Origin of the sequence: Pseudomonas sp. J380, from assembly GCF_009827115.1 — a bacterium.
GTDB lineage: Bacteria > Pseudomonadota > Gammaproteobacteria > Pseudomonadales > Pseudomonadaceae > Aquipseudomonas > Aquipseudomonas paracarnis.
The window spans coordinates 3,241,322-3,264,904 of record NZ_CP043060.1 but is presented as its reverse complement, the minus strand read 5'-3'; the positions used below and the strand labels follow the sequence as shown (position 1 = coordinate 3,264,904).

The 23,583-nt window shown below is 61.2% G+C and carries 19 protein-coding genes and 1 pseudogene; 12 read left to right on the top strand and 8 right to left on the bottom strand.

Annotated elements, in window-relative coordinates; translation table 11 throughout:
* Nucleotides 1-74: 74 nt before the first annotated feature.
* Together FXO12_RS14910 and acpA are read right to left on the bottom strand one after the other, a co-directional pair.
* Nucleotides 75-1,244: a hypothetical protein gene (locus FXO12_RS14910; RefSeq protein ID WP_034128123.1), complete on the bottom strand. Its 1,170-nt coding sequence runs from the start codon at nucleotides 1,242-1,244 to the stop codon at nucleotides 75-77.
* Nucleotides 1,245-1,363: 119 nt separating this feature from the next.
* Entirely contained in the window at nucleotides 1,364-3,064 is a 1,701-nt protein-coding gene (gene acpA, locus FXO12_RS14905; protein ID WP_057977429.1) for an acid phosphatase, read from the bottom strand.
* A 155-nt stretch (nucleotides 3,065-3,219) separates the two neighbouring features.
* On the opposite strand from acpA, the gene FXO12_RS14900 reads away from it, so the two are divergent.
* Both FXO12_RS14900 and FXO12_RS14895 read left to right on the top strand, forming a co-directional pair.
* A complete protein-coding gene (locus FXO12_RS14900; protein WP_032893707.1) occupies nucleotides 3,220-3,510 on the top strand; it encodes a nucleotidyltransferase family protein in 291 nt (96 codons plus the stop codon).
* A complete protein-coding gene (locus FXO12_RS14895; protein WP_057977427.1) occupies nucleotides 3,507-3,848 on the top strand; it encodes a DUF86 domain-containing protein in 342 nt (113 codons plus the stop codon). The genes FXO12_RS14900 and FXO12_RS14895 overlap by 4 nt, the downstream gene beginning before the upstream one ends.
* A gap of 38 nt (nucleotides 3,849-3,886) precedes the next feature.
* On the opposite strand, the gene FXO12_RS14890 is transcribed toward FXO12_RS14895, so the two are convergent.
* Nucleotides 3,887-5,305: a short-chain fatty acid transporter gene (locus FXO12_RS14890; protein ID WP_003188294.1), complete on the bottom strand. Its 1,419-nt coding sequence runs from the start codon at nucleotides 5,303-5,305 to the stop codon at nucleotides 3,887-3,889.
* 186 nt (nucleotides 5,306-5,491) lie between these two features.
* Here FXO12_RS14890 and FXO12_RS14885 point away from each other — a divergent pair, with 186 nt between their 5' ends.
* Nucleotides 5,492-6,781 carry an MFS transporter gene (locus tag FXO12_RS14885; RefSeq protein ID WP_057977425.1) on the top strand — a complete coding sequence of 430 codons (1,290 nt, stop codon included), beginning with the start codon at nucleotides 5,492-5,494 and terminating at the stop codon, nucleotides 6,779-6,781.
* Nucleotides 6,782-6,784: 3 nt separating this feature from the next.
* On the opposite strand, the gene FXO12_RS14880 is transcribed toward FXO12_RS14885, so the two are convergent.
* The gene (locus FXO12_RS14880; RefSeq protein ID WP_054921773.1) at nucleotides 6,785-8,155 is read right to left on the bottom strand and encodes a gluconate:H+ symporter; all 1,371 of its coding nucleotides are present in this window, start codon (nucleotides 8,153-8,155) and stop codon (nucleotides 6,785-6,787) included.
* Nucleotides 8,156-8,372: 217 nt separating this feature from the next.
* On the opposite strand from FXO12_RS14880, the gene FXO12_RS14875 reads away from it, so the two are divergent.
* From FXO12_RS14875 to FXO12_RS14860, 4 genes are all read left to right on the top strand, one after another.
* Nucleotides 8,373-9,278: a cation diffusion facilitator family transporter gene (locus FXO12_RS14875; protein WP_057977424.1), complete on the top strand. Its 906-nt coding sequence runs from the start codon at nucleotides 8,373-8,375 to the stop codon at nucleotides 9,276-9,278.
* 109 nt (nucleotides 9,279-9,387) lie between these two features.
* Entirely contained in the window at nucleotides 9,388-10,614 is a 1,227-nt protein-coding gene (locus FXO12_RS14870) for a TolC family protein (protein WP_054897169.1), read from the top strand.
* A gap of 19 nt (nucleotides 10,615-10,633) precedes the next feature.
* Nucleotides 10,634-11,740 (top strand): efflux RND transporter periplasmic adaptor subunit, encoded by a 1,107-nt coding sequence (locus tag FXO12_RS14865; protein WP_054921776.1) that lies wholly within the window; start codon nucleotides 10,634-10,636, stop codon nucleotides 11,738-11,740.
* Nucleotides 11,741-11,758: 18 nt separating this feature from the next.
* Nucleotides 11,759-14,902: a CusA/CzcA family heavy metal efflux RND transporter gene (locus tag FXO12_RS14860; RefSeq protein ID WP_057977422.1), complete on the top strand. Its 3,144-nt coding sequence runs from the start codon at nucleotides 11,759-11,761 to the stop codon at nucleotides 14,900-14,902.
* 143 nt (nucleotides 14,903-15,045) lie between these two features.
* Here the strand turns inward: FXO12_RS14860 and FXO12_RS14855 are convergent, their stop codons facing one another.
* The 3 genes from FXO12_RS14855 to FXO12_RS14845 form a co-directional block, all read right to left on the bottom strand.
* Entirely contained in the window at nucleotides 15,046-16,437 is a 1,392-nt protein-coding gene (locus FXO12_RS14855) for a heavy metal sensor histidine kinase (protein WP_057977420.1), read from the bottom strand.
* Nucleotides 16,434-17,108: a heavy metal response regulator transcription factor gene (locus tag FXO12_RS14850; RefSeq protein WP_014716797.1), complete on the bottom strand. Its 675-nt coding sequence runs from the start codon at nucleotides 17,106-17,108 to the stop codon at nucleotides 16,434-16,436. Before FXO12_RS14850 ends, FXO12_RS14855 begins: the two co-directional genes overlap by 4 nt.
* Nucleotides 17,109-17,444: 336 nt before the next feature.
* Nucleotides 17,445-18,764, bottom strand: coding sequence for an OprD family porin (locus FXO12_RS14845; RefSeq protein ID WP_054921782.1), 1,320 nt, complete (start codon nucleotides 18,762-18,764; stop codon nucleotides 17,445-17,447).
* Between the two features lie 226 nt (nucleotides 18,765-18,990).
* On the opposite strand from FXO12_RS14845, the gene FXO12_RS14840 reads away from it, so the two are divergent.
* The 4 genes and pseudogenes from FXO12_RS14840 to FXO12_RS14830 all read left to right on the top strand — a co-directional run bounded on the left by FXO12_RS14840 (nucleotide 18,991) and on the right by FXO12_RS14830 (nucleotide 21,372).
* Nucleotides 18,991-19,323: a DUF2790 domain-containing protein gene (locus tag FXO12_RS14840; protein ID WP_014716799.1), complete on the top strand. Its 333-nt coding sequence runs from the start codon at nucleotides 18,991-18,993 to the stop codon at nucleotides 19,321-19,323.
* Nucleotides 19,324-19,419: 96 nt separating this feature from the next.
* Nucleotides 19,420-20,148 (top strand): annotated as a pseudogene (locus FXO12_RS29415) (PAS domain-containing protein); the annotation flags it as partial.
* Between the two features lie 156 nt (nucleotides 20,149-20,304).
* Nucleotides 20,305-20,736, top strand: a complete 432-nt coding sequence (locus tag FXO12_RS29410) for a methyl-accepting chemotaxis protein (protein ID WP_370712620.1) — start codon at nucleotides 20,305-20,307, stop codon at nucleotides 20,734-20,736.
* A 60-nt stretch (nucleotides 20,737-20,796) separates the two neighbouring features.
* Entirely contained in the window at nucleotides 20,797-21,372 is a 576-nt protein-coding gene (locus FXO12_RS14830; protein WP_057977418.1) for a flavin reductase family protein, read from the top strand.
* Nucleotides 21,373-21,511: 139 nt separating this feature from the next.
* On the opposite strand, the gene FXO12_RS14825 is transcribed toward FXO12_RS14830, so the two are convergent.
* Entirely contained in the window at nucleotides 21,512-22,321 is an 810-nt protein-coding gene (locus FXO12_RS14825; protein ID WP_057977416.1) for an AraC family transcriptional regulator, read from the bottom strand.
* 162 nt (nucleotides 22,322-22,483) lie between these two features.
* Here FXO12_RS14825 and ddlA point away from each other — a divergent pair, with 162 nt between their 5' ends.
* Nucleotides 22,484-23,581 (top strand): D-alanine--D-alanine ligase, encoded by a 1,098-nt coding sequence (ddlA, locus tag FXO12_RS14820; RefSeq protein ID WP_057977412.1) that lies wholly within the window; start codon nucleotides 22,484-22,486, stop codon nucleotides 23,579-23,581.
* Nucleotides 23,582-23,583: the final 2 nt, after the last annotated feature.

Sequence of the window (23,583 nt, the reverse complement as noted above, 5' to 3'; positions counted from 1 at the left end):
GCGCGGCCCTAGATTCGCCGAAGTGGGATCCGGTTTCTACTGTCAAAGTTGACAGTAGAAACGGTTTCTTCGCCTTAAAGCGCGGGGGCTATGACGGTGGGCGTGGGAGCGGCATTTCTCAACAGTTTCAACTGCGCTTTGATAGGCGCTGTGGCGCACTTGGCGTTGGCCTGCTCGGGCGTCAGGTGGCGCACCGAGGTGTAGAACAATTCACACGTCTGCTCCTTGCGCGTGACTTGCCAAGTGTTCAGGCAGGCCTTGAGCAATACGTTCGCATCGCTGGCGGGTTTCTGGCCCATGCCTGCTTGCCAGCAGGCGGCGCTCAAGTCCTGGCCCATCACTTTCAAACCGGCGTCATCAGCCTTTTGTTCATCACCGTCATAGCTGTCGGGGCTGGCCGCATACCAAATGTAACTTGGGTGGTTGGCGCCCAATACCGCGACGGTTTTGCCAGGCTCCGGGCTGATCTGCGCCAGGCTCAGCACGCCCACGGTTTGCCCGTATTGTTGCTTGATCCAGCTACGCACTGGCGCGCCGAAGGCCACCATGGGTAATGCGCCGCCAGGGCGCAGGCTCAGTTCCTTGACCATGCGGGTCTGGTAGTCGGTGAAATACCCGTAGACGGTTTCCAGGTCTTTGCCGGCATTGGACGGCGCAGCGATGGGCGCGATATCGATGATGGTCTGGTACGCCGGCGTTTCCGTGGCCGGTACGCCATTTTCGCTTAACAAGGTGGCCCAGCGGTCGGTGGTGGCCGATTCCAGGTAATCCTGGGCCTGGGTCAGCGAGTAATCCGGAGGGAAGTGCAACAGCTCGATGCTTTTGCGGTTTTCCAGGGCCATGCCCAACGGCAGGAACAGGTACCAGTTGTAGGCCCATTTGCCATCGCTGTTGAGCTGGCTGGCGCCTTGGTAAGCCAGGTCGGCGGTATTGAGCAGCGTGGTCAGTGGCTGGCCGTAACTGTCGGGCACGCCGCTGAAGGTCGCCGTGACCTGACCGTCGTGGGTCTTCACACTGACCTTGGCCCGGCTGTAACCGTCACGTTGCAGGCTCTGGTTCAAATAGTGTTCGGCGGTCTGCTCCAGTGACCATGGCCGGAAGCAGATCACATTGCAGTTGTTGGGGTACGCGAACAACTGGGTGACGCGCTGCGTGCTGCCCAGTGGCACCTCGATGTCGGCCTGTACGACCGCACTCGCCAGTAGTGCGGCGAGGGTGAAGGACAGCCTGGTCGGTTTAAACATAGTCGATTCCTTGTCAGCGAAGCCCGTCTGCGCGGGATGGAAGCCCACCTGCACACAGTAGCGGCTGACCGGGAAAATCGCGTGTTAAATCGCCCGGCATGTCGTTATTGGATAAGCCCCTACAGGCTGAACTGCAAGGCATTGCTCAGATCGCCCATGGGTTTCTGGCCGCGCGCGATCATCGCGTCATCGCGCTGCTTGAGGCCGTCCAGGGTTTCCAACTGGAACACCCGGGTGATCAAACGCAGGATCGATGCCGTGTCGTACACCGTATGGTCCACCGTGCCTTTGCGGGCAAACGGCGACACCACCAGCGCCGGAACCCGCGAGCCCGGGCCCCAGCGGTCACCCTGGGGCGGCGCCACGTGGTCCCACCAGCCGCCGTTTTCATCCACGGTCACCACCACCACCATGTTTTTCCACTGCGGGCTTTCTTGCAGCACCTTCAAGGCGCGGGCGATATGGCGATCGCCCGAGGCCACATCGGCATAACCGGCGTGCATGTTCAGGTTGCCCTGGGGCTTGTAGAAACTCACGGCGGGCAGCTTGCCGGCCTGGGCGTCGGCGAAGAACCGGTTGGTGCTTGACTCATCGCCCAAACCGCCGTCGCGCAGGCGCCTGGCACGTTCTGCCGGGTTCTGCGGCCCTTGCTGCTTGAAGTAATTGAACGGCTGGTGGTGGTACTGGAAATTCGGAATCTTGGGGATGCCGCCGGAGTCCTTGAACTGCTCCAGGGTGGCTTGCCACGCACCGGCGTACCAGGCCCAGTCGATGTTCTTCTTCGACAGCTTGTCGCCAATATGCTCGTGGGTTTGCGGCACCAGCACATTGGGCAGGTCTGGCTTGGAATAATCCGGGTTTTGCGGGTCGCGGATCCAGGTGGGCCAGTAGGGTGGGGCCAGGGTGTTTACGCCGTAACCATCGGGTGTCAATGCGCTGGGGCCGAATTGTGGTGGGCCGGTCATGGCGCTGGCCGGTGACGTGTCCAAGGGCTTTAGGCGCGTGCCGCTGGGGTCATCGCTTTGCAGCGTGGCGATCTGCGCCTTGGCCACCGACTGCGCGGCATTGGGATAAAACGGCGCGGTGGCGCTGATCAGGTACTGGTGGTTAAGGAACGAGCCACCAAACGCGCCCTGGAAGAAGTTATCGCACAGCACAAACTCCTTGGCCACGTCCCACAGGCGCAGGGCATAACGGCTTTGGGCGTAATGGCCCATCACCAGCCCACCGGAATCGCCCCAGGCGACAAAACCATCATTCTTGCCGCCGTTGATCTGCATCTGGTTCTGGTAGAACACGTGCCATAGGTCGCGGGTCACCAGGCTCAATGGCAGGTCTTCGCCCTGCGGGCCTTTGAGGGCGAACGGCGCGTTGGGCAGGTTTTGCTGGAATTGCACTTCGCTGGGGTAAGTCACCCCGTCCACCGTTTGTGGGCCGACCTGCAACACACCGCCCCAGCTCGGTGGCAGGGCAGGCAATACGCTGCCATCGCGGTCGCGCTGCTGGAAGTCCTTGGCGGTTAACGCCGACAGCGGTTTCTCCACCCCGGGGAAATCTGCGAACAGGTTGTTGAAGCTGCGGTTCTCGGCATAAATCACCACCACGGTTTTCACCTGCTCGCGCAGCGCCTTGTCCAGTTCCTGGGGCGTGAGCGGCCGCGCCACGGGTGGGTTCGGTGCTTCGCTGGTATTGCCGCAGGCACTCAAGGTCGCCCCCACCCCCAACACCGCCGCACCGCCGAGGAAGCGCCGACGGCTGGTGTCTACCGGCGTTTTGGGGGCGCAGTCGTGGGCAGGGTGGTCGTTGTGCTCGTCACTCATTGCGAGGAATCCTTGGCGAGATGTTGCAAGATATTTCGCAGGACGGTAGCAATGGAATGTGACGGAACAAAGACAGGCGTGTGATGGGCGGGGCGTGTCTACACGGCTCAAGCGCTGCTAGACTGCCCTTCTAATGCACATCACTGAGGTGAGTCGTGAGACCTTCAACTGCACTTGATCTGCAACGAACGGCTGTACGAGAAGTGGTCGGACGTTTCCGTATTTCCAATCCCAGAGTATTTGGGTCGGTACTGATGGGGACTGACCAAGAAGGCAGTGATCTTGATTTGCTGGTAGACGCGCCGCCGGGCACAACGCTCTTTGATCTCGGTGGGTTGCAGGTCGAGCTTGAGGACTTGCTCGGCGTTAATGTCGACCTGCTTACGCCTGGCGACTTGCCTTTGAAGTTTCGCGATAAAGTGCTAGCGGAGGCCCGGCCAGTATGACGGAAAGTCGGCTAGGGGATTATCTGGAGCACATAAGGCAAGCTGCCACTGACGCGATCACTTTTGTAGAGGGCTTGAGCAAAGAAGAGTTTTTGGAAGACCGGCGAACACAACAAGCTGTGGTCATGAGCCTGATCATCATTGGTGAAGCGTCGACGAAAATCATGGATCAGCATCCGGACTTCGCGGCACGCCATTCACATATTCCTTGGCGCAATATGCGAGCGATGCGCAACCGAATCGCTCATGGTTACTTCGATATCAACTTGGATGTTGTTTGGGACACGATACAGAGTGCATTACCTGATCTATTGGCACGCCTTCCTGTAAATCCTTGACCGCAACTGTTCTACCAACAGTTGCGGTCACTCGTTATTCAGGGCATCACAGGCGGCAGATACTTCAGCGTCGTCCCCAACGCCCACAGCAAAAACAACACCAGCGGCGTGTGCACCAGCAACTGCACAAACGAAAACCCGATCAAATCCCGCGCCTTCAGCCCCAGCACACCCAGCAACGGCAACATATAAAACGGGTTGATCAAGTTCGGCAGCGCCTCGGCGGCGTTGTAGATCTGCACCGCCCAGCCCAGGTGGTATTGCAGATCATTGGCCACTTGCATCACATACGGCGCTTCGATGATCCACTTGCCGCCACCTGAGGGGATGAAGAAGCCCAGCACTGCTGAGTAAACGCCCATCAGCAGGGCGTAGGTGTCGTGGGAGGCGATGGAGGTGAAGAACGTCGAGATATGGTGCGCCAGAGTCTGGCCGTCGCCGCCCTTGACCACCGTCATCAGTGCGGCAATCGAGCCGTACAGCGGGAACTGGATCAGCACGCCGGTGGTGGTCGGCACCGCACGGGCCACGGCATCGAGGAAGCTGCGCGGGCGCCAGTGCAGCAGCGCGCCCACCATGATGAACAGGAAGTTATAGGTATTGAGCCCCGAGATGGCGCTGATCGCCGGCTTGGTCGAGAACTCATGGAACAGCCAGCCGGCCGCCAGCAACGCCAGCAGAATCGTCAGCAACGGGCTGTGTTCCAGCCATTCACCGGGGCGCGTCGGCGCCTGCGGCTTGGGCAGGTTGAAGGCCGGGTCAATGCCGCAGGCCTTGGCATCCCGGGCGCTGTTGGGGCCAGGCGCGGTGGCGTAGGCGATGATCAGCGACACTACGATCAGCGCCAGCAACAGCACGCCGGATTGCCACAAAAAAATAGTCTCGGTGAACGGGATCATGCCGGTGATCGACAGAATCGACGGCGGCAAGCTGGCCGGGTTGGCCTGCAACTGCGCGGCCGACGACGACAGCCCCAGCGCCCATACGGCCCCCAGGCCCAGGTACGCTGCAGCGCCAGCGGCACGGTAGTCCATGCGCAAATCCGTGCGCCGGGCCAATGCCCGCACCAGCAAACCGCCGAACACCAGGGACAGGCCCCAGTTAAGCAACGACGCCACCATGGAAATCAACGCCACCCAGGCCACAGCCGAACGGCCATTCTTGGGAATGCGCGCCAGGCGGTCGATCAACTTCACTGCCGGCGGTGAACTGGCGACCACGTAACCGCCGATCACCACAAAGGCCATCTGCATGGTGAACGGGATCAGGCTCCAAAACCCATCGCCAAATGCCTTGGCCGCTTCGGCCGGTGCGGCGCCCATGCCCAGGGTCGCGACGGCGACGATAATCACGGCGAGGGCGGCAAACACCCAGGAGTCAGGAAACCAGCGCTCGGCGAAGTTGGAGCAACGCAGGGCAAATCGGGCATAGCGGCTGTCTTCGATAGCATCGGCCACGAGTCTTTCCTCTTGTAGTTATTATGGGGTTTGGCAGTTTTACGGCATGTTCCTCTACGGCCATTGATTTGGGAATGTTGTTATCTTCAACGATCAATGAGTAAAACAAATATATCCGTCACGATTGCCATCAATGGGCTCAGCTCATAACCTGCACGCCATTTTGTTTGTCTGCCGAGCCTGCACATGACTGCCACCTTTTCCCCACGGGCGCAGCGTTTTTCCCGCTCCGACTACAAAACCCTGGGCCTGGCCGCCCTCGGCGGCGCCCTGGAAATCTACGACTTCATTATCTTCGTGTTCTTTGCGCTGACCCTCAGCCAACTGTTCTTCCCGCCGGAAATGCCCGAGTGGCTGCGCCTGTTGCAAAGTTTCGGCATTTTCGTCACCGGCTACCTCGCCCGTCCATTGGGCGGCATCCTGATGGCGCACTTTGCCGACCACCTGGGACGCAAGCGCGTCTTCAGCCTGAGCATTCTCATGATGGCCTTGCCCTGCCTGCTGATCGGCGTCATGCCGACCTATGCGCAAATCGGCTATTTCGCCCCGCTGATCCTGCTGGCGCTGCGCGTGCTGCAAGGCGCAGCGGTGGGCGGCGAAGTGCCCAGCGCCTGGACCTTCGTCGCCGAGCACGCGCCGCGTCACCATCGTGGCTATGCCTTGGGTTTTTTGCAGGCCGGCCTGACCTTCGGTTACCTGCTGGGGGCGCTGACCGCCACCTTGCTGGCGCAAGTCTTCAGCCCCGCCGAAATCCTCGACTACGCCTGGCGCTTCCCCTTCCTGCTCGGCGGCGTATTCGGCGTGATCGGCGTATGGCTGCGCCGCTGGCTCAGTGAAACCCCGGTATTCCTGGAGATGCAGGCGCGTCGCCAGGCCGCCGCCGAAATGCCCTTGCGCACCGTGCTGCGCGACCATCGCGCCGTGCTGCTGCCGGCGATGATCCTTACCTGCGTGCTGACGTCTGCCGTGGTAGTGCTGGTGGTCATTACCCCGACCATGATGCAGAAAACCTTCGGCATGAGCCCCAGCCACACCTTCGCCCTCAGCGCCCTGGGCATCGTCTTCCTGAATATTGGCTGCGTGCTCGCCGGCCTGCTGGTGGACCGCATCGGCGCATGGCGCGCGGTATTGGTCTACAGCCTGTTGCTGCCGGTGGGCATTGCGCTGCTGTACGCCAGCCTGATCGCCGGCGGTGTGTGGCTCGGCGCGGCGTATGCCGTGGCGGGCCTGAGTTGCGGCGTGGTGGGCGCGGTGCCGTCGGTGATGGTCGGGCTGTTTCCGGCGCAGGTGCGGGTGTCGGGCATTTCCTTCACCTACAACATTGCCTATGCACTCTGGGCAAGTACTACACCGTTGTTATTGATCGCGCTGATGCCGACCAGCCCGTGGATCTGCGTGGGGTATTGCGTGGTGATGGGGGCGGTGGGGGTGGCGAGTGTGGCGTTGTTTGGCAAACGCCACAGCCTGGCCGCCTGAGGATCAGGTCAGGAAGTGCCAGAGCAACAAAGTGCCCACCAACCCGACCACCGAAACAATCGTCTGCAACACCGACCACACCCAGATCGTCTGTTTCAACTGCAAGCCAAAGTACTCACGCACCATCCAGAACCCGGCGTCATTGACGTGGCAGAAGAACACCGAGCCGGCGCCGATGGCCAGGGCGACCAATGAGCTTTGCGTTGCCGCCAACCCGGCCATCATCGGCGCGAGGATGCCGGCGGTTGTGGTGGTGGCGACGGTGGCCGAGCCGGTGGCCTGGCGCAGGGCCACGGCGATCAGCCAGGCCAGCAGCAGGTAGGGCATGTGCGCGCCTTCGGCGACTTTGCTGATGGTCTGGCTGACGCCGGCGTCCAGCAGGGTTTGCTTGAGGCCGCCGCCGGCGCCGATAGTCAGCAGTAGTACGGCGATGGGCGCCAGGGCTTTGCGCAGGGTGTTGCCGACGTCGGCGCGTGGCATGCCCGCCGCCCAACCCAGGCAGACGACCGCGGCGATTACGGCCAGGCCGAGGGCGACCAGCGGTTCACCGAGGAATTTCAAGGTCAGGGCGAGGGTGCTTTCCGGCGCCAACGCGACTTTAGCCAAGGTGCTGCCGAGCATCAGGATTACCGGCAACAGAATGATCAGCAGCGACACACCGAAGCTCGGCTGGCGCGGGGCCTTGGGCGGTGCGCTGAACAAGGCGCCGATATCGGCCGGCTCATCCACGTGCAGGCGCTTGGACAGCCAGTTGCCATACAGCGGCCCGGCCAGGATCACTGCCGGCACCGCCAGGCAAAAGCCCAGCAACATGGTCAGGCCCAGGTCGGCGTGCAATGCGCCTACGGCAATCAGCGGCCCAGGGTGAGGTGGCATCAAGGCATGCAAGGTGGTCATGCCCGCCAGTGCAGGGATGGCGATCTTCAGCAACGGCTGGTTCGAACGCTTGGCCATCACAAAGATGATCGGCACCATCATCACCAGGCCCACTTCGAAGAACAGCGGCAGGCCGATCACCATGGCGACCAACGCCATCACCCAGGGCAATGACTTGCCTTTGCCCAGCCCGAGCAACGTGGTGGCAATACGGTCGGCCGCGCCGGATTCGGCCATCAGCGCGCCGAGCATCGCACCCAGGGCAATGATGATCCCGGCTTCGCCGAGAATCGCCCCGGCGCCTTTACTGAACGCCTTTGCCACTTCTTCCGGCGGCAGGCCAGCGCCGACCCCGGCGATAAAGGTGCCGATCAAAATCGACAGGAAGGGCGGCAGTTTGGTCGCGCTGATTAGCACAATGATGCTGGCGATCGCCAACAGCACGCAGAGCATGAGGCGGGTGTCGTGAACCATCCACGCGGCAGTCGATAACTCCAAGACGGGACTCCTTATCGAGCAGGTTGGCTAATATGTTTCTTTTTGTTTCGGCCCGAAAAGCATACCTGATACATCTTCCCCAACGCGTGCATGAACGATTTTGGTGCGCCCGAAGCTAACGACCCTCTGGCGCTCAGATGACAATTTTGCAAACCATGCCAGTGGATCTGGCCTATAGCTCTATGATCCGCCCCATCCCAACCCACGAGGACATTTCATGAGCGCAGGACACAGCCACGCCCAAGTACGCGCCGGCCACGAACGCAAGTTATGGATCGCCCTGGGGCTGACCGGCAGCTTCATGCTGGCCGAAGTCATCGGCGCTTTTATCACCGGCAGCCTCGCGCTGTTGTCGGACGCGGCGCACATGATGACCGACGCCCTGGCCCTGGCGATTTCCCTGGTGGCGATCCAAGTCGCCAAGCGCCCGGCAGATCGCAAGCGCACCTTCGGTTATGCGCGGTTCGAGATCCTGGCGGCCGCCTTCAATGCATTACTGCTGTTCGCCGTGGCGTTCTACATCTTGTACGAGGCTTACCAGCGGCTGCAGGCGCCCGCCGAAATCCAGTCCACCGGCATGCTGGTGATTGCGCTGCTGGGGCTGGTGGTCAACCTGATCTCCATGCGCCTGCTCAGCGCTGCCAGTGGCGAGAGCCTTAACGTCAAGGGCGCCTACCTGGAAGTCTGGAGCGACATGCTGGGCTCCGTCGGCGTGATCATTGCCGCGCTGGTGATCATGTTCACTGGCTGGGGTTGGGTTGACTCCGTGGTCGCGGCCGCCATCGGCTTTTGGGTATTGCCGCGCACCTGGACGTTGCTTAAGGCGAGCATGAACATCCTGCTGCAAGGTGTGCCGGAGGGTGTGGACATCGAGCAGGTGGAGCAGGCCATCCGCAGCGTGCCGGGGGTCAGGGACGTGCACGACCTGCATATCTGGGCCCTCACCAGTGGCAAGAACGTGCTGAGTACGCATCTGGTCGCGGATGCGTCCCAGGGCACTGAGCAACAGATCCTCAGCCGAGTGACGGAGTTACTGCACGAACAGTTCGATATTTCCCACGCCACGATCCAGGTCGAGGGCGAGGGTTTTCAACATGACGATCACGACGAAGTGCATGCCTGAGCCTGGCTAACGGATTTGTAATCTTTCGCCCACGGCCCTGATAAGTACCGAAAGCTACATTGCCCCCGCTGGGAAACCTCAGCGACTTCATGGGCGTGGAACTCTCGTTATGGCAATTTTCGTTAGAACACTGTTGGGGGCGGCGGCACTGGTAGTGTGGATATCCGCAAACGCCGCCCAGGCACAACCCCTCACCCTCGATGCAGCCTTGCAAACCGCCTTCGCCAACAACCCGGACCTGGCGGCCGCACAATGGGAAATCGACATCGCCCAAGGCGGCCGGCAACAGGCCGGCCTGATCCCCAACCCGGTGGCCTCCTGGGACGCCGAAGACACCCGCCGCAACAGCCGCACCACCAGCATCAAACTCAGCCAGACCCTTGAACTGGGCGGCAAGCGCGGTGCACGCATCGAGGTGGCCACCCGCGCCCAGGATGCCGCCGCGCTGACCCTGGAGCAGCGTCGCAACCAGTTGCGTGCCGAGGTCATCGACAGCTACTACGGCGCCCTGCGCGCCCAGGAACGCCTTGACCTGGCGCAACGCTCCATGACGCTTGCCGAGCGCGGCCTGGTGGTCGCCAATGGGCGCGTCACCGCTGGCAAGTCGTCGCCGGTGGAAGCCACTCGCGCCCAGGTGCAGGTGTCGCAAATCCGTCTGGAATTGAACCGCGCACAGATTGGCCTCACTGACGCCTACCGTCGCCTCGCCACCAGTACCGGCAGCGCCGCCACCGACTTCCAGGCCGTCGCCACGCCAAGCACCTCGGTACCGGCGTTACCCGCCGCCGCGCCATTGCTGGCACGCCTTGAGCAAACTGCCGAATTGCGCCTGGCCGAACTCAGCATTGTGCAGAACGAAGCCAGCGTGGGCCTGGAAAAAGCCCAGCGCATTCCTGACCTGGACGTGTCGATCGGCAGCCAATACGACGCCAGTGTGCGCGAACGGGTGAACCTGGTGGGCGTGTCGATGCCGATCCCGCTGTTCAACCGCAACCAGGGCAACATTCTCGCGGCCACCCGACGCGCCGACCAGGCCCGCGACCTGCGCAACGCCGCCGAGCTGCGCCTGCGCACCGAAACCCGCCAGGCCCTGGACCTATGGCAAACGGCAAATACCGAAGTGCGCGCGTTCAACCAGCAGATCCTGCCCGCCGCACAAAGTGCGGTAGACAGCGCCACCCGTGGCTTCGAGATGGGCAAGTTCAACTTCCTCGACGTGCTCGACGCCCAGCGCACCTTGATCGCGGCCCGCACCCAATACCTTGCGGCCACCGCCCAGGCCACCGAGGCCTGGGTACGCATCGAACGCATTTACGGCGACCTCGCCCGCTTTTGATTTTTCCTGGAGTCTCCTGATGAACAAAAAACATGGCATGGCGCTCGCCGTCGCCCTGGGCCTGATGCTTTCCGGCTTCGCCCACGCCGAGGAAGAAGAAGGCAAGCTCGAACTCACCGAGCAGCAGATTCAAGCCGCCGGCATCCAGTTGGCCCAGGCGCAACCGCGTGCCATCAGCACCGTGCTGACGCTGCCGGGCGAAGTGCGTTTTGATGAAGACCGTACCTCCCATATCGTGCCCCGTGCGGCAGGCGTGGTGGAGGCGGTGAAGGTCAACCTGGGCCAGTCGGTGAAGAAGGGTGAGCTGTTGGCGGTGATCGCCAGCCAGCAGATTTCCGACCAGCGCAGCGAATTGGCCGCCAGCGAGCGCCGAGTCGAACTGGCGCGCACCACCTTCCAGCGCGAGCGTCAGTTGTGGCAGGACAAAATTTCTGCCGAACAGGATTACCTGCTGGCGCGGCAAACTCTGCAAGAAGCCGAAATCGCCCTGAACAATGCGCGGCAAAAAATGACTGCGCTCAGCGGCAGCGCGGTACTGGCCGGCGGCAATCGTTATGAACTGCGTGCGCCCTTCGCCGGTGTGGTGGTGGAAAAACACCTGGGGGTGGGCGAGGTGGTCAGTGAAACCAGCAATGCCTTTACCCTCTCGGATCTGTCCCAGGTGTGGGTCACCTTCGGCGTATTTCCCAAGGACTTGAACAAGGTTCGCGTGGGCAAACCGGTGAAAGTCAGCTCGACGGAAATGGGCACCGAAGTGCTGGGCACCGTGGCCTATGTGGGCAACTTGCTCGGTGAGCAGACGCGCACCGCCACCGTGCGCGTGACGGTCCCCAACCCTGACGACGCCTGGCGCCCGGGCTTGTTTGTGGCCGTGCAAGTGGCCACCGATACCTACCAGGCCAAGGTCACCGTGCCGCAAACCGCTGTCCAGACCGTCGAGGACAAACCCTCGGTGTTTGTGCGTACCGCGGACGGCTTTATCACCCGCCATCTTGAACTGGGCGTCAGTGAAAACGGTTACGTCGAAGTGCGCAAAGGCCTGGAGGCCGGCGCGCAGGTGGCGACGGCTGGCAGCTTCATCCTCAAGTCCGAACTGGGCAAAGGCTCGGCCGAACACGCCCATTGATCCTGCGAGTGATTCCCCATGTTTGAGCGCCTTATCCAATTCGCCATCGAGCAGCGCATCATCGTGTTGCTGGCGGTGCTGTTGATGGCCGGTGTCGGCATCGCCAGCTATCAGAAACTGCCCATCGACGCAGTGCCTGACATCACCAACGTACAGGTGCAGATCAACTCGGCGGCGGCCGGTTTTTCGCCGCTGGAAACCGAGCAGCGCGTCACCTTTCCCATCGAAACCGCCATGGCCGGCCTACCGGGCCTGCAGCAGACACGATCGCTGTCGCGTTCCGGTTTGTCCCAGGTCACGGTGATTTTCAAGGACGGCACCGACCTGTTCTTCGCCCGCCAATTGGTCAACGAACGCCTGCAAGTGGCCCGTGAGCAATTGCCTGACGGCATCGAAACCGCCATGGGGCCGATTTCCACTGGCCTTGGGGAAATTTTCCTGTGGACCGTCGAAGCCGAGGACGGTGTGCGCAAAGAGGACGGTACGCCTTACACCCCCACCGACCTGCGGGTGATCCAGGACTGGATCATCAAACCGCAACTGCGCAACGTGCCAGGCGTGGCCGAGATCAATACCATCGGCGGCTTCGCCAAGGAATATCAGATTGCGCCAGACCCCAAGCGCCTGGCCGCTTACAACCTGACCCTCAACGATTTGGTCACGGCGCTGGAGCGCAACAACGCCAACGTCGGCGCCGGCTATATCGAGCGCAGCGGCGAACAGTTGTTGATCCGCGCGCCTGGCCAGGTGGCGTCTATCGACGACATCGCCAACATTGTCATCACCACCTCGGACGGCACACCGATCCGCGTGCGCAATGTGGCCCAGGTCGACATTGGTCGTGAGCTGCGTACCGGCGCCGCCACCGAAAATGGCCGTGAGGTGGTGCTGGGCACGGTGTTCATGTTGATCGGCGAGAACAGCCGCAGCGTGTCCCAGGCGGTGGCGAAAAAGCTTGAGGAGATCAACCGCTCGCTGCCCGAAGGCGTGGTGGCGGTCACTGTTTACGACCGCACCAACCTGGTGGAAAAAGCCATCGCCACGGTGAAGAAAAACCTCTTCGAAGGTGCGTTGCTGGTGGTGGCGGTGTTGTTTCTGTTTCTGGGCAACATCCGTGCGGCGCTGATCACGGCAATGGTGATTCCGCTGGCGATGCTGTTCACCTTCACCGGCATGTTCACCAACAAAGTCAGCGCCAACCTGATGAGCCTGGGCGCGCTGGACTTCGGCATTATCGTTGACGGTGCGGTGGTGATCGTCGAGAACGCCATCCGCCGTCTGGCCCACGCACAGCAGCGCCACGGCCGGTTGCTGACCCGCAGTGAACGCCTGCACGAAGTGTTCGCCGCGGCCAAGGAGGCACGACGCGCGCTGATCTTCGGGCAGTTGATCATCATGGTGGTGTACCTGCCGATCTTCGCTCTCACGGGCGTGGCCGGGAAGATGTTCCACCCCATGGCATTCACCGTGGTGATTGCCTTGCTCGGCGCGATGATTCTGTCGGTGACCTTCGTACCGGCGGCGATTGCGTTGTTCGTCACCGGCAAGGTCAAGGAAGAAGAAAACTTCGTCATGCGCAGTGCGCGTCGGGTGTATGACCCGGTGCTCAACTGGGTGATGGTGCGTCGGCCCCTGGTGTTCGGCCTGGCCGCACTGACCATCGTCGTGTCGGGGTTGGTCGCCAGCCGCATGGGCAGTGAATTTATCCCCAGCCTCAGCGAAGGCGACTTTGCCCAACAGGCGCTGCGTGTGCCTGGCACCAGCCTGACCCAATCAGTGCAGATGCAGCAGCAACTGGAAAAAACCTTACTGGCCCAAGTGCCGGAAATCGAGCGGGTGTTTGCGCGCACCGGTACGGCGGAAATCGCCTCCGACCCGATGCCGCCGAATATTTCCGACAGCTACGTGATGCTCAAACCCAAGGACCAATGGCCGAACCCGAAGAAGTCCCGCGAGGCAATCATCGCCGATATCCAACGGGCCAGCGCGATTGTGCCGGGCAGCGTGTATGAGCTCTCGCAGCCGATCCAGTTGCGCTTCAACGAGCTGATTTCCGGAGTGCGCAGCGATGTGGCGGTGAAGGTGTTCGGCGATGATATGGCGGTGCTCAACCAGACTGCCGGGGAAATCGCCGAGACCTTGCAGAAGCTCCACGGCGCCTCGGAAGTGAAGGTGGAACAGACCTCCGGCCTGCCGGTGCTGACCATCAATATCGACCGCGACAAGGCCGCTCGCTTCGGCCTGAATGTGGGTGATGTGCAGGACACCATCGCCGTCGCTGTCGGTGGGCGCCAGGCCGGTACGCTGTACGAGGGTGATCGGCGTTTTGACATGGTGGTGCGCTTGTCCGACACGTTGCGCACCGATATCGACGGCTTGTCACGGCTGTTGATCCCGGTGCCGGCGCTGGCGAGTAGTACCTCGGGGCAGTTGGGCTTTATCGCCTTGTCCCAGGTTGCCAGCCTCGACCTGGTGCTGGGCCCCAACCAGATCAGCCGCGAGAACGGCAAGCGCCTGGTGATCGTCAGCGCCAACGTGCGCGGGCGCGATATCGGCTCGTTTGTCGAGGAGGCCGAAGCCGCCATCACTACCCAGGTGAAAGTCCCTGCCGGTTACTGGACCACCTGGGGCGGCCAGTTCGAACAGTTGAAGGAGGCGTCCGAACGCTTGCGCATCGTGGTGCCGGTAGCGTTGCTGTTGGTGTTCGGGTTGCTGTTCATGATGTTCAACAACCTCAAGGACGGCCTGCTGGTGTTTACCGGCATCCCCTTCGCGCTTACCGGCGGGATCATGGCCTTGTGGCTGCGCGATATTCCGCTGTCGATTTCAGCGGGTGTGGGCTTTATCGCCTTGTCGGGCGTGGCGGTGCTTAATGGCCTGGTGATGATCGCGTTCATCCGAAACCTGCGCGAGGAAGGCCGCTCGTTATCGGTGGCGATCCACGAAGGCGCGTTGACCCGCTTGCGCCCGGTACTGATGACCGCGCTGGTGGCGTCCCTCGGGTTTATCCCCATGGCACTCGCCACCGGCACCGGCGCCGAAGTGCAGCGTCCATTGGCGACGGTGGTGATTGGCGGGATTATTTCTTCGACTTTGCTGACCTTGCTGGTGCTGCCGGCGTTGTACCAATGGGCTCATCGCCGCGATGAAGAGACCGCCTGACAACCGTGAAAACGCCGCAATGTGCGGGCTTACCCTCTGTCGGAGCGAGCTTGCTCGCGAAAAACCCACAGGCGCCGCGTCTATTCAGGAAACACGCGTTATCGTTGACGTTTTTCGCGAGCAAGCTCGCTCCTACATTGGGCCTAGGCTGGCTTTGAAGGAAACACCAGGCTGAACCGCGTAAAACGCCCAAGCTGGCTGGTGACATGCGCATGGCCCTGATGCAAATGCATGATCGACTTCACAATGGCCAACCCCAACCCGGTGCCGCCCTCGGCGCGGGTACGACTGCTATCGGCGCGGTAGAAACGTTCGAACAGGTGCGGCAGGTGGTGCGCTTCAATGCCTCGCCCCGGGTTGCCCACCGACAGCGATACGCTCTGCTCGTAGGTCTCCACCAACAGCAACACGGTAGAGGCCTCGGGTGTGTGGCGAATGGCATTGGAGAGCAAATTGGAAATCGCCCGCTGGATCATCAGGCGGTCGCCGGTCACCCAGGCATCGCCGCGCAGGCTCAGGGTGACGCCTTTATCTTCGGCACTCAGGGCAAACAACTCCATCACGCGCTGGGCTTCCTGCGCTAGGGACACCTCGGTGAATGAGGCCCGCGCCGCCGGGTGGCTGACCTGCGCCAGAAACAGCATGTCGCTGACAATCCGCGCCAGGCGTTCGAGTTCTTCGGTGTTGGATTCCAGCACCGCCTTGTATTCCTGCGGCGGGCGCTGGCGCGACAGGGTCAACTGGGCCTTGCCCATGAGGTTGGTCAAGGGTGCGCGCAGTTCGTGGGCCAGGTCATCGGAGAATTGCGAGAGTTGCTGCACACCGGCATCCAGGCGGTCGAGCATCACGTTGATGCCGTGGGCGAGTTCACCCAGTTCGTGGGGCAGGTTGTCCACGGACAAGCGATGGGTGAGGTCTTGGGTGGTGACTTTCGCCGCCACCTGGCTGAACTGCTTCAACGGTGCCAGGCCCCGTTGCACCAGCCACCAGGCGCCCATGCCAATCAGTATCAGCAGTAGCGGCAGCGCAATCAGCGTGGCGCGCAGGTAGGCACTGAGCAATGCCTGGTCGTCCATGCGGTCCAGGGACAGCAGCACCCGCACACGTTCACCGTTGGCCAGGCGCATCAAGCTGGAGGCACTGAGTACCTGGTTGCCGTAGCTGTCGACCCAATTGAGGTAGCCCAGGGTTTCCCGTGGCTTGAAGTCGGTGAGCAGTGGTTCCTGGGGCTTGCTGCCGACGTTCAGCAGCACGCTGTTATCGGGCGCGGTGCCGACGATGGTCAGGTGGAAATTGTCGTGGCCGATCACCAGGTCCATCAGCGAGTGCGGGCGGGCGCGAATACCATGGGCGTCCAGGCCCAGGGCCAGGCTGTGCTGGATCTGTTCCATCTTGCTTTCCAGGTTTTTTCGCGCGAGTTTTTCCAGCTCATGGGTGAGGGCCAGGTAGGCCAGGGTCGCCAGCAGCAACACCAGACCCGCGCCCATCAGGCTGACCGTCAGGCCCAGGCGCATCGACAGGCTGCCGGTCTTCATGGGCGCGCTTCCAGCACGTAGCCTACGCCGCGAATAGTGTGGATCAGCTTGACCTCGCTCTGGTCATCCACCTTGGCGCGCAGGCGGCTGATGGAGACTTCGACCACGTTGGTGTCGCAGTCGAAATTCATGTCCCACACCAGGGAAATAATCTGTGTGCGGGTCAGCACTTCGCCGGCCTGGCGCATGAGCACTTGCAACAGTGCGAACTCCTTGGTGGTCAGGTCGATGCGCCGGGTGCCGCGATAAGCGCGGTGGCGGCGCGGGTCCAGTTCCAGGTCCGAGACGCGGAACACTTCCGGCTGTGGAATGTGCTCGCTGCGACGCATCAGGGTGCGCACGCGGGCCAGCAGTTCGGGAAACTCGAACGGCTTGACCAGATAATCGTCGGCGCCCATGTCCAGGCCCTTGATCTTGTCAGCCAGCCGGCCACGGGCGGTGAGCATCATCACGCGCTGGGTGCCGTTGCGGCGCAATTCTTCCAGTACTTGCCAGCCATCCTTGCCCGGCAGGTTCACGTCCAGAATCACCAGTTCATAGGCGTGTTGCCCGGCCAGGTGCAGGCCGTCGACGCCATTGGCGGCGCAGTCGACCACGTAGCCACTTTCGTTCAGGCCCTGTTGCAGGTAGTCGGCGGTTTTCTGCTCGTCTTCAACCACAAGAATACGCATGGGGGTTACCTCTTGAATTAGGGGAGAGAAGGCGCCCATGTCCCTATGGCGGCGGGTTCGGAAGTGGGAAAAGTCTGAAGGCTAAAGTAGCTTTAGGGTCAACTGCGACCGTCGGTCGCATGTGTCGCAGGCAAAAAAAACGCCCCAAGCGGGGCGTTAAAAATTCATCTCTTTCCAAAGGAGCTACACAAAAGCTTCAGAGATGAATGTGCTCGGGTGAATAAGTTGAAGCGAGTATAGAAAGTTCCACTTAACGAGAAGCTGAGGCCAATATTACAATTTTGATAACTGGCTATTTGTGAACAGATGTTAGTTAATCGCGAGCGAATGTAAGGGCTACAGCACGACCAATGGGTATTCGGCAATCAGACGAACTTCTTCCAGGTCTGATTCAAACGCACTGGAGCGCACGGTGGCCTGGCGCAAGCGCAGGGACAAATCCTTCAAACGCCCACTTTGCACCACGTATTTGGCCTCGATATCCCGTTCCCAGCGGCGTTGATCGGTCAAGGGGTTACCCGCTGCATCGCGGCGCATATACACGGCATTGGCGTTGCTATAGTCGGCGCCGGTGCCTTTGCCGTAGCGGGTCATGAACGACAGGCCGGGAATGCCGAACGCTTGCATGTCCAGGTCGTAGCGCACCATCCATGAGCGCTCCTTGGGCGCGTTGAAGTCGCTGTACTGGATGGAGTTATTGAGGAAGATCGAGTCTGATTGGCGCAGGTAGTCGAAGTCATCGTCGCCGTTGTTACGCTGGTGCGACACGGCCACGCTGTGGGCACCGACCTTGACCCCGAGCCTGGCGCTCCAGATGTTGTTGTCGAACTCGCCGAGCCGTTTCTGGCCTTCGTCCACGGCCTTGTAGTAGTTAAAGTCGCCGAACAATGACACGTCGTCGGTCAATGCGTAATTGGCATTGCTGCCGAAGTAGTACTGGTCCCAGGCGTCCTTCAAGCGGCTGCTGTACAGGCTAAAGCCCAGATGGCTGTTGAGCTGGTAGTCACCGCCGAAATAGGCGATCCAGGGCGAGTCGACCTTTCCCGCATAGAAGGTGGCGAAGCCTTTGTTCATGCCGCTTTCACTGGGCTGGCTCATGCCGCTCAGGCGCCCGCCTTGCAGGCTCAAGCCTTCCAGGCTGGTGTTTTGCAGGGTGACGCCGCGAAAGCTCTCGGGCAACAGGCGAGAGTCGCCGTAGGCCACCACCGGCGTGAGTGGGAACACGTCGCCGGCCTTGATCACGGTGTCCAGCACGCGCAGTTTCGCCGCGCCGCCGATTTTGCTGTAGCTGTTTTCCGGCTGGTTGTCGCTGTTCACCGGCAGCACGCCGAACGAGCCTTTGCCGCCGCTGCGGCCGCTGCCCGAGTCAAGTGTGAGGCCGTACATGGCGAATGCGTCCAGGCCAAAACCCACGGTGCCCTGGGTAAAACCGGATTCGAATTTGCCAATAAAGCCCTGGGCCCAGGCTTCGGAGTAACCATTGCCAGTGGGGCTGGACTGGCCTTTGCGGTCATCGCGGTTGAAGTAGAAGTTGCGTGCCAGCACGTTGATGCGGCTGCCCTCTATAAAACCCTCGGGCTTGTCCTCCACTGCCATGGCGGCCATGGGCAGTGCAGCCATCAGTGAAAAGGGAAGGGTGTAATGACGAATGCTCATGATGCGCTCCTCGGTGATGGCAGTTATCGGCTTCTTATAGAGGCGGGCGTTTTTATTGATCTGGCCCTGGCTGATAGTTGCAAATGGCGGATAACAACTGCATGGCTTGCACATTACAATTCTGGAAACTAACGACCATCTAACAAATAAGTAATGTTCTGGTGAACCTGCCGTCAGGGTGGGTTGGTTAATCTCGACACTGAACTTTTCAGTCGAGGAAACCGCGATGAACTTTTATAAAGCAGGTTTGGCTGTATTAACGGCTGTGTTGTCATTTGGCGCACTGGCCGAAGGGGGTGGGGACCGCACCTTTGCCCTGATGATGGAGCGCAATGAGAAAGCCATGGCCGCGTACGCCATCAAAAAAGGCAAGCCGGTGCCTGAGGTCCAGGCGTACCGCTATGGCATGGACCTGGACATTGCCAAGGTCGTCAACGTGACGCCGCCGATCCGCTCGTGCAACGCCGTACCGTCGCGCATGACCTACGAAGACTCCAGCGGCAAGCTCAATACCCTGGAATATCAGGTCATGGGCGTATGCCGTAACAATGGCGGTTGAAAATATAGTTCGGCCCAGGGCTCAAGCGCTCTTCAGAAAACCCCGGCAGCGCCGATGCAAGTGAGTACACCTACCTCACTTGCCTAACGGTGCCCCATGTTCAATACCCGCCTGAAGCAGGAGCTGACCGCTCTGCGCGAAGAATTGTCGAGCTTGCTCCAGGTGAAAGAGAGCCTGGAAAGCGAAATGCTCTGCCTGACACTGGACCCTGAAGGCCGTGTGGAGTGGGCCAATGCCAACTTCCTGCAGGAACTGGCTTATTCGCTGGGCGAGATTGTCGGGCGTGCTATCGAAGACCTGGTGCCGGCACATGTGCGCCAGGACGAGTTCCAACTGCGCTTCAAGCACGCGCTGGCCCGCGGCGAACACTTTGCCGGCGCCGTACGCCTGATGCGCGGCAATGGCAAGGAAGCCTGGTTGCGCTCAATCGTGCAGCCGGTGCGCAGTTCAGAGGGGCGCATCAAGCAGTTTTCGATTTTTTCCAGCGACCTTACCCGCACCATCGAGAGCTCGCGTGAACATGAAAACCTGATCACTGCACTGATGCGTTCCACCGCGTTGATCGAGTTCGACCTGGAGGGGCATGTACTCACCGCCAATGACCGCTTCCTCGGCGCCATGGGATACAGCCTGGCGCAGATCGAAGGCAAGCATCACCGTATGTTCTGTGAGCCACAGGAATACAACAGTGCCGAATACCAACAGTTCTGGAAGCGCCTGAACGCCGGTGAGTTCGTCGCCGCGCGCTTCAAACGTGTGGACAGCCACGGCCGCCTGGTGTGGTTGGAGGCCACCTACAACCCGGTGCTGGACGCCAATGAGCGGCTGTACAAAGTGGTCAAGTTCGCCACGGTCATTACCGACCAGGTCAACCGCGAGCAGGCAGTGGCCGAGGCCGCCAATATTGCCTACAGCACCTCTTTGCAAACCGACGACAGCGCCCAGCGCGGCACCACCGTGGTCACCCAGGCCGTGGACGTTATGCGCGACCTGGCCCAGCACATGCAACAGGCCGGTGAAGGCATCGAGGCGTTGAATGCCCAGTCCCAAGTGATCGGCAGCATCGTCAAGACCATCAGCGGCATTGCCGAGCAAACCAACCTGCTGGCGCTCAACGCCGCCATCGAAGCGGCGCGTGCCGGTGAGCAGGGGCGTGGCTTTGCGGTGGTGGCCGATGAAGTACGGCAATTGGCGTCACGTACCAGCAAAGCCACCGAGGAAATTGTTGGTGTGGTGCGCCAGAACCAGGACATGGCCCGCGACGCGGTGGCCTTGATGGCCGACGGTCGTGCGCAAGCCGAGCAGGGCCTGGCCCTGGCGGCGGAGGCGGGTACCGTGATCGTCGAGATTCAGGACGGTGCGCAAAAAGTAGTGAGTGCGGTCGGGCAGTTTGCCAATCAGCTGTCGAGCTGACCTGTCGGGCTTGTGCTTGAGGTATCGTAGGTCTTTTCTCGCTTGCAGAGCTGATCGACCATGAGCCCTACGTTCCGTCGCCCCGTCCCATTGTCCAAGGCTTACCGTTTGCTCAACCACGGGCCGACCGTGTTGGTGAGTGCAGCCCACAACGGCCAGCGCAATATCATGGCCGCTGCCTGGGCCATGCCGTTGGATTTCGAACCACCGAAAGTCGCGGTGGTGCTCGACAAGGCCACCTGGACCCGCCAGCTACTTGAAGGCGCCGGCACTTTTGTGCTGCAGGTGCCTTGTGTTGTGCAGGCTGATCTGGTGCAGACGGTGGGCAATACCCGCGGCGTTGAAACCGACAAATTCGCAGCCTACGGCCTGCACACTTTCAGCGGTGAGCACACCGAGGCGCCGATGCTGGAAGGCTGCGTGGCTTGGCTGGAATGCCGCCTGCTGCCCGAGCCGCATAATCAGCAGACCTATGACCTGTTCCTGGGCGAAGTGGTCGCGGCCTATGCTGATGAGCGGGTATTCAGCGAGGGCCGCTGGCATTTTGACGGGCATGATGAACTGCGCACGTTGCACCATGTGGCGGGCGGGAATTTCCTGGCCATTGGCCAACCGATTGTCGGGCGCCAGCTCTGACAGAGGCGCAAAGCCACGAAGATCAACTGTGGGAGCTGGCTTGCCTGCGATGGCATCACCTCGGTGTATCTGATGTACCGAGGTGTCTGCATCGCAGGCAAGCCAGCTCCCACAGTTTGAACGTATTCCAACCCAGTACTCAGCGTCCGAGCATTTTCACCCAACGCGATGGCGGCATGCCGTAGGTGCTGCGAAATTGGCGGGTCATGTGGCTTTGGTCGGTGAAGCCTGCGGTCATCGCCGCATCCACCAACGATTGGCCCTGGGCCAACAAGTGGCGCACCAGGTCCAGTCGGCGCATGGTCAGGTAGCGGTAGGGGCTGGTGCCGAATAACAAACGAAAATCCCGCGATAACGCCCACCGGTCGCGGCCGGCGTGGTCGGCAATTTCATCCAGGGTGATGCTGCGGCCCAGGGCGCTGTGGATGAATTCACGGGCGCGTTCGGCCGCAAAGTAGTCAAAGGATTTACGGCGGATGATGGCCCCGGACGCAGCGCTCAGCGCGTGGGCCAGGTCGAACAGGGCATCTTGCTCTTGCATCGGGTCTATCGGGCAATCCAGGCTTTGCAGCAACACTTCGCTGGCGCGGTGCAGCCGTGGGTCGGTGGACAAGCCGCCGGGGATAAACGGCAACGGCTGCCCACCGAGGATCTGCTGGATCAGCGCCGGCTCCACATAGATCATCCGGTACTTGAAGCCTTCATCGCTGCCGGCACGGCCGTCATGGGTTTCATCGGGGTGGATCACCATGGTGGTGCCGGGCAGGCTGTGGGTTGTGCCGCCGCGATAATGAAAACTCTGTACGCCGAACAACGTGCGCCCTATGGCGTACGTGTCATGGCGATGAGGGTCGAAGGCGAAGCCGGCAAAGTACGCCTCGATACGGTCAAGGCCACTGGCGTGGGGCGCGCGGTGCAGCCAGTCGAGGGAGTGGATGGGGTTGCCCATGGTGACTTGTCACAAAAGGAAGTGGAAACACGTTAACTGAGTCTGCACCGGTTGTCTGCTGGGGTCTTGTACGATTGTGCAGGTGTGGGGCAATGCACATCGGGTAGCGAATCGCTAACCACCCATGGTAAGAAGCCTTACTTTCAACAGTGAGGCCGGGTCATGAGCAAGGTGCGGGTAGGGATTATTTTTGGTGGCCGTTCGGCTGAGCATGAGGTCTCGCTGCAATCGGCGCGCAACATTGTCGATGCCCTTGATCGCTCACGCTTCGAGCCGGTTTTGATCGGTATCGACAAGGCCGGTCACTGGCACCTCAATGACACCTCCAATTTCCTGCTCAACCAGGAAAACCCTGTGCTCATCGCCCTCAACCAGTCCAACCGTGAATTGGCCGTGGTGCCCGGCAAGGCCAACCAGCAAGTGGTGGAAACCTCCGGGCAGGGCATGCTGGAACACATCGACGTGATCTTCCCGATTGTTCACGGCACCCTCGGTGAAGACGGTTGCCTGCAAGGCTTGCTGCGCATGGCGGACTTGCCCTTCGTCGGTTCCGACGTGCTCGGCTCGGCTGTGTGCATGGACAAAGACATCAGCAAGCGCTTGCTGCGCGACGCGGGTATTGCGGTCACGCCGTTCATCACCCTTACGCGAGCTAATGCGGCGCGCACCTCATTTGAAACGGCCGCTGGCAAGCTCGGTGTGCCGATGTTCGTCAAGCCCGCCAACCAGGGTTCGTCGGTGGGGGTAAGCAAAGTCGGCAGCGAAGCCGAGTACCGCGCTGCCGTTGAACTGGCGTTGGGGTTTGATGAGAAGTTGCTGGTGGAGTCCGCCGTCCAGGGCCGTGAGATCGAATGCGCCGTGCTGGGCAATGACGAGCCCATCGCCAGTGGTTGTGGCGAGATCGTGGTGAGCAGTGGTTTCTATTCCTACGACAGCAAATACATCGATGGCCAGGCCGCCCAGGTGGTGGTGCCGGCGGCGATCAGTCATGACGCCAGCGAGCGGATCCGCAGCCTGGCCATTGAGGCGTTTGAAGTGTTGGGCTGCGCCGGGTTGGCGCGGGTGGATGTGTTCCTGACGCAGGACGGCGAAGTGCTGATCAACGAGATCAACTCACTGCCCGGTTTTACCCGCATCAGCATGTACCCCAAGCTGTGGCAGGCGGCAGGCATGAGCTACAGCGAGCTGGTGAGCCGGTTGATCGAGCTGGCGCTGGAGCGGCATGCGGGGCGCAAGGGCTTGAAGATCAACCGCCAGTGATT